The 9,829-nt window shown below is 58.3% G+C and carries 10 protein-coding genes; 2 read left to right on the forward strand and 8 right to left on the reverse strand.

The features are described from left to right. The 7 genes from Q0M74_RS10915 to Q0M74_RS10945 all read right to left on the reverse strand — a co-directional run. Positions 1-422 (reverse strand): SDR family NAD(P)-dependent oxidoreductase (locus tag Q0M74_RS10915; RefSeq protein ID WP_293954346.1); only part of this gene is annotated, 422 nt, incomplete at its 3' end. Positions 423-470: 48 nt separating this feature from the next. After that, positions 471-650, reverse strand: coding sequence for a hypothetical protein (locus Q0M74_RS10920; protein ID WP_293954349.1), 180 nt, complete (start codon positions 648-650; stop codon positions 471-473). A gap of 43 nt (positions 651-693) precedes the next feature. Next, positions 694-1,674, reverse strand: coding sequence for a LacI family DNA-binding transcriptional regulator (locus Q0M74_RS10925; protein WP_293954352.1), 981 nt, complete (start codon positions 1,672-1,674; stop codon positions 694-696). After that, positions 1,671-2,462 carry an HAD family hydrolase gene (locus Q0M74_RS10930; RefSeq protein WP_293954355.1) on the reverse strand — a complete coding sequence of 264 codons (792 nt, stop codon included), beginning with the start codon at positions 2,460-2,462 and terminating at the stop codon, positions 1,671-1,673. Before Q0M74_RS10930 ends, Q0M74_RS10925 begins: the two co-directional genes overlap by 4 nt. A 6-nt stretch (positions 2,463-2,468) precedes the next feature. Further along, the gene (locus tag Q0M74_RS10935; protein WP_293954358.1) at positions 2,469-3,578 is read right to left on the reverse strand and encodes an ABC transporter ATP-binding protein; all 1,110 of its coding nucleotides are present in this window, start codon (positions 3,576-3,578) and stop codon (positions 2,469-2,471) included. Positions 3,579-3,620: 42 nt separating this feature from the next. Beyond that, positions 3,621-4,784, reverse strand: a complete 1,164-nt coding sequence (locus Q0M74_RS10940; RefSeq protein ID WP_293954361.1) for an ABC transporter substrate-binding protein — start codon at positions 4,782-4,784, stop codon at positions 3,621-3,623. A 90-nt stretch (positions 4,785-4,874) separates the two neighbouring features. Beyond that, the gene (locus Q0M74_RS10945) at positions 4,875-6,671 is read right to left on the reverse strand and encodes an iron ABC transporter permease (protein ID WP_293954364.1); all 1,797 of its coding nucleotides are present in this window, start codon (positions 6,669-6,671) and stop codon (positions 4,875-4,877) included. A gap of 229 nt (positions 6,672-6,900) precedes the next feature. On the opposite strand from Q0M74_RS10945, the gene Q0M74_RS10950 reads away from it, so the two are divergent. Further along, positions 6,901-7,722 carry a PTS sugar transporter subunit IIA gene (locus Q0M74_RS10950; protein ID WP_293954367.1) on the forward strand — a complete coding sequence of 274 codons (822 nt, stop codon included), beginning with the start codon at positions 6,901-6,903 and terminating at the stop codon, positions 7,720-7,722. 36 nt (positions 7,723-7,758) lie between these two features. Then, positions 7,759-9,300, forward strand: a complete 1,542-nt coding sequence (locus Q0M74_RS10955; RefSeq protein ID WP_293954369.1) for a PTS ascorbate transporter subunit IIC — start codon at positions 7,759-7,761, stop codon at positions 9,298-9,300. A gap of 111 nt (positions 9,301-9,411) precedes the next feature. On the opposite strand, the gene Q0M74_RS10960 is transcribed toward Q0M74_RS10955, so the two are convergent. Then, the coding region (locus Q0M74_RS10960; RefSeq protein WP_293954372.1) for a DUF1684 domain-containing protein at positions 9,412-9,829 on the reverse strand (418 nt) is incomplete at its 5' end.

Genomic DNA, 9,829 nt, shown 5'->3' on the forward strand with positions numbered 1-9,829 from the left:
TCCCTGATTGGCCGGTCTCCCTTCGTGCAGTTCACGGGGGAGGTCGGCTTTTTTAATGCCTGGGTGCCGGGTCTCAGCCCGCGACCACCTGGTGAGGAAACGGGCCAGGCGGTCTGGAGCCAGGGAACGCCCCAGATGTCCAGCGCACGGATATCCTCATGGAGCCACTCCGGACTGAGTGCCTCCGTCAGACCAGCCACATAGAACTTGGTGGCTGAATACACCGCAATATTCGGCTGCCTGTAGACCACCGAAGCAATATTCGCCAACTGCGCACCCGGGGTGCACTTGAGGTACCTATAAGCTGCCCGTGCGCCGAGGGTGACACCGGTGAAATTAACAGCGATGAGCTTATCGACGCCTGTTCCCGTCGCCTCATGCAGCGGACTATCAATGGTGATGCCGGCGTTGTTATCCAGCACATCTAGAGATTCGCTGGTGTGGTCAGTGAAGTGTTGGAGTGCCTGCTCCTAGTCCTCTGCTTTAGCCACATCGAGATGGCCGGTGATGAGAGTCCCGCTGTTTGGGGTGGCTTCGTAGACACCCGGTGCGATGTCATAAGCGCCGACCGTCCACCCCTCCCTCAGGAATCTCAGGGCAACAGATTTACCTATGTCCTGAGCGGCACCACTGATGAAAATACTTGGCATAGGTCTCGGTGTGAGGGGCCGAGATGTTTCACGTGAAACATCGCTAGGCGGAGATGGTTGATTGTCGCAGGGTCAGTGTCGGAGACAGTTCAATTCTGCCGGTATCAACATCCTCACCCTGGCTGGCAGACCATAGGTGTTCTATGGCGAGCTTGCCCATGTTCACCTGTGGCTGATGGATGCTGGTGAGGGTGGGGCGGGCGGAATCGCAGAGGGTGGTGTCGTCATAGCCGACGATGGACAGTTCACGTGGCAGGTCGATTCCCTGCTCGTGGGCGGCGTTCATCATGGCGACCGCGGTGACGTCATTGTGTGCCACCACCGCTGTGATGCCGGCGCGGATCAGTTCTGTGACAGCTTCCGCGGGATTTTCAACCTGCAGGAAAAAAGGATCCAGATTCCTGCTGGCCAACTCCTCCTCATAGCCGGCCTGCCTCCGGATGGAAGCCAGCCGTACCGATGAGGTGGCATAGGAGATCCGACGGTGCCCCAGATCTGCCAGGTGTGCTGTGGCGATACGGCCACCCTCATGATCATTGCCGACGATGTTGAAGATGCCATTGATGTCGTTGCTGAAACGCCCGATGACCGCCACCGGAACTGACTGTGCAGCGTTAGACACCGCCTGCATGTTCACCCGGGAGGAAATGACGATGATCCCTTGAACCTGCAATTCCAGCAACTGGTCAATGGCAGAAGAAGCCACCTCTTCCCTGTCGCGACTGTGGCTGATGATCGGCATGAGGCCAAGTGTTGAACAGGCATCCTCAATGCCCCCGACCACGTCCACATAATAGGGATTGCGGAGATTGCGAACCACGATGCCGATCACGCCACTGTGCTTCTGCACCAGGGAACGCGCCATTCTATTCGGACGGTAACCCAGCTCCGTGGCGATCTCCAGAACCCTCTCCCGCGTCTTGGTGCTCACGGTGGGATTGTTGGTCAGTGCGGCAGAAACAGTAGATTTGGAAACTCCTGCTGCTTTCGCCACATCAATGATGGTCACCCTTGGGGTCATCATTCGACTGTACCTACGTGGGTTTTCAGCAGAGTCAGTAATTCATGGGGATCCGCCACCAGGGCGTCAGACTTCAACCAGGTCAAAGTTGGATACAACGGTTCGCCCACAGTGGAGACGTCCATGGTAATTCCAGCCCCCACTCCGGAACGCTGACACGCCACCACATCACGATCCACGGTGTCGCCCACATACCAGCACTCGCTGATGGGTACACCGCTTTCAGTAGCCGCGGCTTCCAGCAGGGCCGGATTGGGTTTACGCACGCGGAGCTCATCGCTGTAGCATTCCGCCACAAAGTAGTCACTGAGTTCATGGGTGGCCAGGAACTCCCGGTGCACCTCACCGCAGAGTGCATTGGATGCGATGGCCACCGGGATCTGCTGCTGCCTGCAATAGTTCAGCAGTTCGATCATTCCAGGGCGCAGCTCACGATGCTGCCGTACCCGACCCATCTCCAGGCACAGTTCCCCGGCATGTTCATGCAGCACCTCGCGTGCAGATTCCTCCCAGTCACAGGCAACAAACTCACACCAGAACTCTTCATGGGTCAGCTCCCTGGGAGCCCGGTGGCGGGACATGGCATTCTTCCAATGACTGTCAGCGGAACGCCCAGCCTTGATATCCGCGATGATCCGGTCATGCGAAGGAGCTTCAACCCCGGCTTCGGTGAGAAGCTCGGTGATCATGACGGCAATGGGATCTTCCCAACCGAGGGTGTTGATGTTGGTGGCGATGACACCGCCGAAATCCAACAACAGGGCCTGGGGGGTGATGAGAGAGATGGACATGTTTTCCTAGGGGTTAATCCGGTTACCGGAGGAATCGAAAAGAAGAATGCGGGAATCATCAGCGGCCAGCGTCACTGATTCGCCCGGCTGGGCGTCAGGAGCGTGGAGCAGGGAACTGTGCAGCCGGTTGGCTGTTCCCGCAGAGCTGCCACCCACCTGTGTTTCCACAATCCAGGAACCACCAGTGGGGGCTGCAGAGATGACCGTGGCTTCCAACACGAGCGCACCCGCCGGCTGTATGGCATTACGGCGGATGTCCTCGGGACGAATGCCAACCGAATCCACCTGCTGGGCCACACCACCACCCCAGCGCCGCTCGAGGTAGTTACGCACCTGCAGGGCCAGCGAACCTTCATCCTCTAATTCCACCATGTTGATCGGAGGGTTACCGATGAACTGCGCAATGAAGCGGGTCTGTGGATCAGAGTAGATCTGCTGCGGGGTGCCGACCTGGGCGATCCTGCCCTCATTCATCACGGCGATGCGTGTGGACAAGGTCATGGCCTCCCACTGGTCATGGGTGACCATTACCATCGTGGTGCCGGACTCCCGGTGCAGATCAAGAAGTTCAGCGCGCATACGGAGCCGTAGTTGGGAGTCAAGGTTGGAGAGGGGTTCGTCGAGAAGCATCACCTCCGGCCGCAGCACCAGCGCGCGTGCCAGAGCAACACGCTGCTGCTGACCGCCAGAAAGATCGGCGGGGAAACGCTCGGCGTACTTGTCGATGGACAAAGTCGCCAACACCTCCCTCACCCGCCTGCTGCGCTCCGCCGTGTTGATGCCCGCAGTCTTCAGGCCGAAGGCGACATTCTCCGCGACACTGAGATGTGGCCACAGTGCATAGGACTGGAAGACCATGGGAGCCTGCCTGCGATTCGCCGGCACAGTGATGCCCTTGTCCGAATCGTCCCACACCTGATCCCCCACCGTGATGGAACCAGAGGTGACACTTGCCAGACCGGCCAACATCCTCAGGGTTGTCGTCTTGCCACAACCCGAAGGGCCCAACAAGCACAACAACTCGGTATCTTCGATGCGCAGATCAATGCCATCGACAGCGGGTGGTTGATTACGTTGATAGGTCTTGGTCAGCCTGGAAAGTTCAATGGTGGGCATGGTCTCTCAGTTCTTGTTCGGTGGTGGATCAGCAGGCGAGCATTAGGAGTTCATACGCCACAGATCAGACCAGTTCTCACGGTTGGCCCAGTCGGTATCCACACCGGCACCATCAAAGGTGAAGATACGGTCGCTCAGCTCACCGACATTGGCAGGATCCTCAGGCTGGACAATCTCAGAGTTGGTGGAAATCTTGCCGTCGGCGATCTGAGGCTCAATGCCCTCCTGGGTGTACATCCAGTGGATGAACAGCTTCGCCGCATTTGGGGAATCAGTACCGGACGCCATCACGATGGCCTTCGGCTTGGCATAGCCGACAAAAGGCTCGATGGTGTCACAGGCGGCGAGGTTATAACCCAGCTCATCATTGTTGCGGAACTTGGCGGAAGACATCAGACCCATCGGTGGCTCTGTCTGCCCCGGTGCACCGACCGCCTCAGATGCCTCCTCTGAAGACTTGGTCAGCAGAGGCTCATTGGCAGCAAGCTTTGCGACGAACTCTTCAGTGATGTCATCGCCGGAGAACTCCTCACCGAAGTAATCCGCATAGGTGTACTCCAGTTCCTCCGAGGCGAACTGGGACATCTGAGAGAACCAGTTTAACGTGCCGGAATCATTCAAAGGGTCCTGCATGGCCAGACGCAGCCCGGAATCAGTATCGGTGAACTCCCAGATATTCTCCGCAGGGCACACATCATGCACCGCTGAGTTATAGGCGAACATGGAAGGATCATTGATCACCACAGGAGGATTGATCGCAGACTCAGGCATGTTCTCCGCAATGCTCGTAGGCAGCCAGGCAGTGGCACTGCCATTGGCCAGAAGCTCATTGTTCACAGCCGCCAGGTCAGACAGAGCGAAGACATCACCTTGAACATTGTCAGCCGCAGCTTCACGGATCATGATCTCAGTGACCTCAGAGGCATCAGCCTTGGAACCGGTGACCTCCAGGCCGTAGTGCTCTGCAAAGTTCTCCGCGATCTTCTCAATCTTGGATGTGCCGTCATAGACAGTCAGTGCCGGTTCATCCTTGGCAGCCTCCAGGAGGGTGTCAATGTCAACGTCTTCGATGATGGTCTCAATGGACACCACGTCAGCGGTGTTGGTGCTGCTGCTCTGCGCCTCAGTGGTCTCAGGGGCGCAGGCAGACAAAGTGATAGCGGTGACTGCAAGAGCAGCGGTGGTGATGAGGTACTTAGCCTTCATGGCTGGGAGAACTCCTTGATTCAGGGGGTGTTTAGCTGGTTACAGGGGGTTTCTGGCGGGGGCCGGCGCGTGCCGGTGGTTGCTGATGCACTATCCGATCCCCCGTCCCATATCCACCTTGAGTACTTTGCGGGTGATGACCATGCCCAGGAGGGCGACCAGACAGATCATCATGGTCACGCCGTTGGCGGCATGGGTATAGCCATAATCAACAAGATTCATGGACAGTGTGGTCAAGAGATTGGTCTCCGGAGTGGCCAAGATGATGACCGGGGACAGTGACTGCGTGGCGGAGATGAAAGGTAGAACAAAGGCGGCAGCCAGAGCGGATTTCTGGATGGGAAGCACAATCTTGCGCATTGTCTGTGTCCAGGACGCGCCCGTGTTCATGGACGCCTCTTCCGCTTCCCTACCCAACTGCATCATGGAACTGATGCCGGAGCGGGAGGCGAAAGGCACTTCGTCGGCGGCCAGAATCAGGATGAGAATGATGGTCGTTCCGTAGAGGGCTGGGATCGGTCCACGCTGCACGGCGAAGAGGGAGAGGTAGGCGACGGCGAAGGAAATGCCCGGAACCAGGTAGGGGATGAATGCTAGTTGTTTGAGCAGATTCGCCAGTGGGGATGAGGTGGTTCTGGTGACGGCATAACCGGTGAGCATGCCCATCAGCGCGGCAGCCGCGGCGGCGATGGCCGCCATCCAGATGGTGTTCCACAGAGCTGACCACAGCTTGTCGTTGATTAACAGGCCTTCACGGAAACCCTGGGTGGGCAGGTTGGTGCCGATCCAATAGTCCAGGGTGAAATTGGAGAATGCGAAGTTTCCGGGATGGCGCATGATCGTGGAGAGCAGCAGTGTCGCCAGGGGAAGAACTACGGAAATGCCAAAGGCCAGCAGTGCCACGGCAGAAAGTGGGGAGCGATAACGCCCCAGGGAGGACACCCGGGCACTGTTGCCCTTGCCGGTGATGGTGATGTATTTACGGGCATTGCGGAGGAAGAGATAATCCACGAACAGTCCCAGGGCGCCGATGATGATCAGGGCGCCTGCCAACACCGCAGCCACACCGGTCTGGCGGGTGTTGATGGACTGGTAGAGACTGGTCGAAAGAACAGAGAAGTTCACCGGCAGACCAATGACATAAGCGGCACCGAATTCACCGATGGACTTGGCCAGCACCAGAGTGGATGCGGATAGGATCGCGGGGCGGAGCAGCGGAAGCGTGATCTTCCACAACACAGTTCTGCGATCAGCGCCTGAGTTGAGTGCAGCCTCCTCATTGCAGCTGTCGATCCGCGCCAGGGAGTTGCTGATGAGAAGAAATACCAGGGGCGCATAGTGAAGTGTGAAGATGATGATCATCGGAACACGCCCATAGGCGAGCCAGTCCGGTGGGTTGAGGCCCAGATTTTCCAACCAGCCGGATTGCCCACCGGTGGTGCGGTTGGTGAAGATCGACTGCCAAGCCAAGGCGTAGGTCCAGCTAGGCAGGACATAGGGAATGACCAGTGCGGTGGCTAGCCACTTGCGCCCATAGACATTTGTCTTCTGGACCACCAGGGCTAGGAACGTTCCAAATATCAGGGTCAAGAAAATCACCACGAGGGCGACTGACAAGGTGTTCCAGAGGGGGACCCAGAACAGATCTGAGGAAACCGGTGACCTGAGCGCCCGCCAGAGGTAGTAACTGGTGGGCTCCCCTGCGCTCTGCCCGGTCCTGCCACCATCTGCGGGCTGGACGGTGACGGCGTCTTTGATCATCATGATGACCGGGATGGCCATGATGTAGATGAACAGAATTGCCATGAGGATGGCAAGGATATTCGCAGGCTGCAGGAGGCGTTGCGTGAGCCTGCTGCGGCTGGATGCGCTGTTCTTTTGTCCCATGTCTGGAGAGATTAAGAGGGGTTGGTTAGGGGATGGTCAATATCAGATGAATTGGAGGAGAACGTTTGGAACGTTCCAAATTCCTTCCGACCAGGCGAGGAAACCTGGGTGCTGAGGTACTTCCCCCCCCTCGGTGCCATTTCCCCCTGACACCTGAGCCGACTGTTCAGCGCATGTGGGTTTATCTTTAGCTGTATCCGAATATGTCTGCACGGATTAAGATCTATATATGTTTGGACTCAAAGATCTGCTGACAGCAGAATGTATCGAGCTTGACGTCACCGTCACCGACTGGCGCGACGGTATCCGCGCCGCAGGTGCTCTTCTTGAGAAGGCGCACAGTATTGATTCCGCTTACACCGACGCCATGATCACCAGCGTGGAGGACAACGGGCCCTACATTGTGGTGGCTCCCGGATTCGCCTTCGCCCACGCCCGCCCCAGTGAGGCAGTGCATGAGACGGCCATGTCCTGGGTTCGTCTGGCAACACCTGTCCCATTCGGCCACGGGAAGAATGATCCGGTTGATCTCATCGTCGCTCTTGCTGCCAAGGACTCAGCATCACACAACAAGGCAATGGCTGCTCTGGCCAAGGCTCTGGGAAAGCATCGCGAAGAGCTCAACAGTGCCCAGACCCCGGAGGAGATTCAGGAGATTCTGGAAAGGGCTGCTGCCCCGAAGAAGGCTGCTGCTCCTGTAGCGCCGGCTACGCCGGCCCCTCCAGCCGCAGCCACCACCGCTGCTGCCGCCACGCAGTCCAGGACGAATGACAAAATCCTCACCGTCTGTGGCAATGGCTTGGGAACTTCTCTTTTCCTCAAGAACACCCTGGAGCAGGTCTTTGACACCTGGGGTTGGGGACCTTATATGACGGTGGAAGCCACCGACACCATCTCCGCCAAGGGTAAAGCCAAAGAAGCCGACCTCATCCTCACCTCCGGCGAGATCGCCCGCACCCTCGGTGATGTCGGCATCCCCGTCCATGTGATCAATGACTTCACCAGTGCAGAGGAAATCGACGCTGCACTCCGTGAACTCTATGACATCTAGAAAACCGTCATCACCTACAACTGAAGGAATTTGAAAATGGACTGGTTAACCATCCCGCTTTTCCTTGTCAATGAAATCCTCGCGGTCCCTGCATTCCTCATCGGTATCATCACCGCCGTGGGTCTGGGAGCCATGGGACGATCTGTCGGCCAGGTGATCGGCGGAGCCATCAAAGCCACACTTGGCTTCCTGCTGATCGGTGCCGGCGCAACATTGGTGACCGCCTCTCTGGAGCCACTGGGTGCCATGATCATGGGCGCCACAGGCGCTCAGGGTGTTGTGCCCACCAATGAAGCCATCGCTGGTATCGCCCAGGCAGAGTACGGTGCGCAGGTGGCATGGCTGATGATTCTCGGCTTCGCCATCTCCCTGGTCCTGGCCCGTTTCACCAACCTGCGTTATGTCTTCCTCACCGGCCACCATGTGCTCTTCATGGCAACCATGCTGACCATCATTCTGGCCACCGCCGGTTTTGATGCGTGGATCGTCGTCGGTGTTGGTGCCCTCCTGCTCGGTATCCTCATGGTGGCCATGCCGGCGTTTGCGCACCCCTGGACCCGCCGCATCACCGGCGATGATTCCATCGCCATCGGACACTTCGGCACCGCAGGTTATGTTGCCGCGGGTGCTGTGGGCCGTCTCGTCGGTGGCAAGGGGGAGAAGGCAAGCCCCTCCACCGAGGAGATGAAGGTGCCGGAAGGGTTGCGCTTCCTGCGTGACTCCATGGTCTCCACCGCGCTGTCTATGGCCATCATGTACATCATCCTGGCCATCCTCTTCATGCTCCGCGCTGGCACCGAGGAAGCCTTCACCGCTTTCCCCAACGGGGCGAGCAATGTGGGCAACTACATCATGCAGTCCTTCACCCAGGGCCTCCAGTTCGGTGTGGCCGTGGCCGTGATCCTGTTTGGTGTACGCACGATTCTCGGTGAGCTCGTCCCCGCGTTCCAGGGCATCGCCGCCAAGGTTGTCCCCGGAGCGATTCCGGCACTGGATGCCCCGATCGTGTTCCCCTACGCACAGAACGCCGTGCTCATCGGCTTCCTCTCCTCCTTCGTCGGTGGCCTGGTCGGTCTTGCCGTGCTGGGCTCCTGGCTTAACCCGGCCTTCGGCGTCGCCCTGATCCTGCCCGGCCTGGTCCCCCACTTCTTCACCGGTGGTGCGGCCGGCGTCTACGGCAATGCCACAGGTGGTCGTCGTGGAGCGATCTTCGGAGCCTTTGCCAACGGCCTGTTGATCACCTTCCTGCCAGCATTCCTTCTCGGAGTGCTGGGTTCCTTCGGCTCTGAAAACACCACATTCGGCGATGCAGACTTTGGGTGGTTCGGCATTGCTGTTGGTTCCGCAGCGAAGGTGGAGGGCATCGGTGGACTCATCCTGCTGCTCATCATCGCCGCAGTTCTGCTCGGTGGTGCGATGATCTTCCAGAAACGCGCTGTCGATGGCAACTGGGATCCGGCGCCTGGCCGCGAAGCTGTCGTCAAGGCTGAGGCTGCCTCGACAGCAAACAGCAGCACGCGGAGCTACCCCAAGATTGCTCCGCCGGCTGGTGCGCCAGCACCCCCTGTGCAAAATTAGAACACTTCTCAGCAACCCCCTGAGGGGCCTCGACAAGCAGCAAAACAATGAAGCCGTCTCCTTATCCGGAGACGGCTTCTTCATGATTGTTTCACGTGAAACATTGCCCTTTTAATTAAAGACAGCCCACTTCTCCCCTGCCTCGACGGAAAATTCCAAGGTGTTGGTGGGCGTGGGCATCGGGCTCAGGAAGTGCTTACTGAACGCCACGGAGGGCAGATATGCCCGGTTGAAATCGATGACGGTGTACCCGGTCGCGTCAGGACGGTCAAGCTTGATGAAGCGGAAACGATGCACCCCGATGGCGGAGGATTCATCGGAAAAGGCTGTCCAGATTTTCCCGCCCTGGCCGATCACCCGCAAACGGTGGGAGAGATTGCCCATCTCAAAGTGCAGCCATCCCAGCGTCGGAGTGGGAAGGATCGTGCCATCAGAAGTGGTGAGATTGACCGTGTCCGCGTCCGGTGACAAGCGTGCCGGAAGAGCCCACCGGGATGAAGGAACGAAAGCCTCGATGGAATGAAAAGCA

Origin of the sequence: uncultured Corynebacterium sp. (genome assembly GCF_945649885.1) — a bacterium.
Classification (GTDB): domain Bacteria; phylum Actinomycetota; class Actinomycetes; order Mycobacteriales; family Mycobacteriaceae; genus Corynebacterium.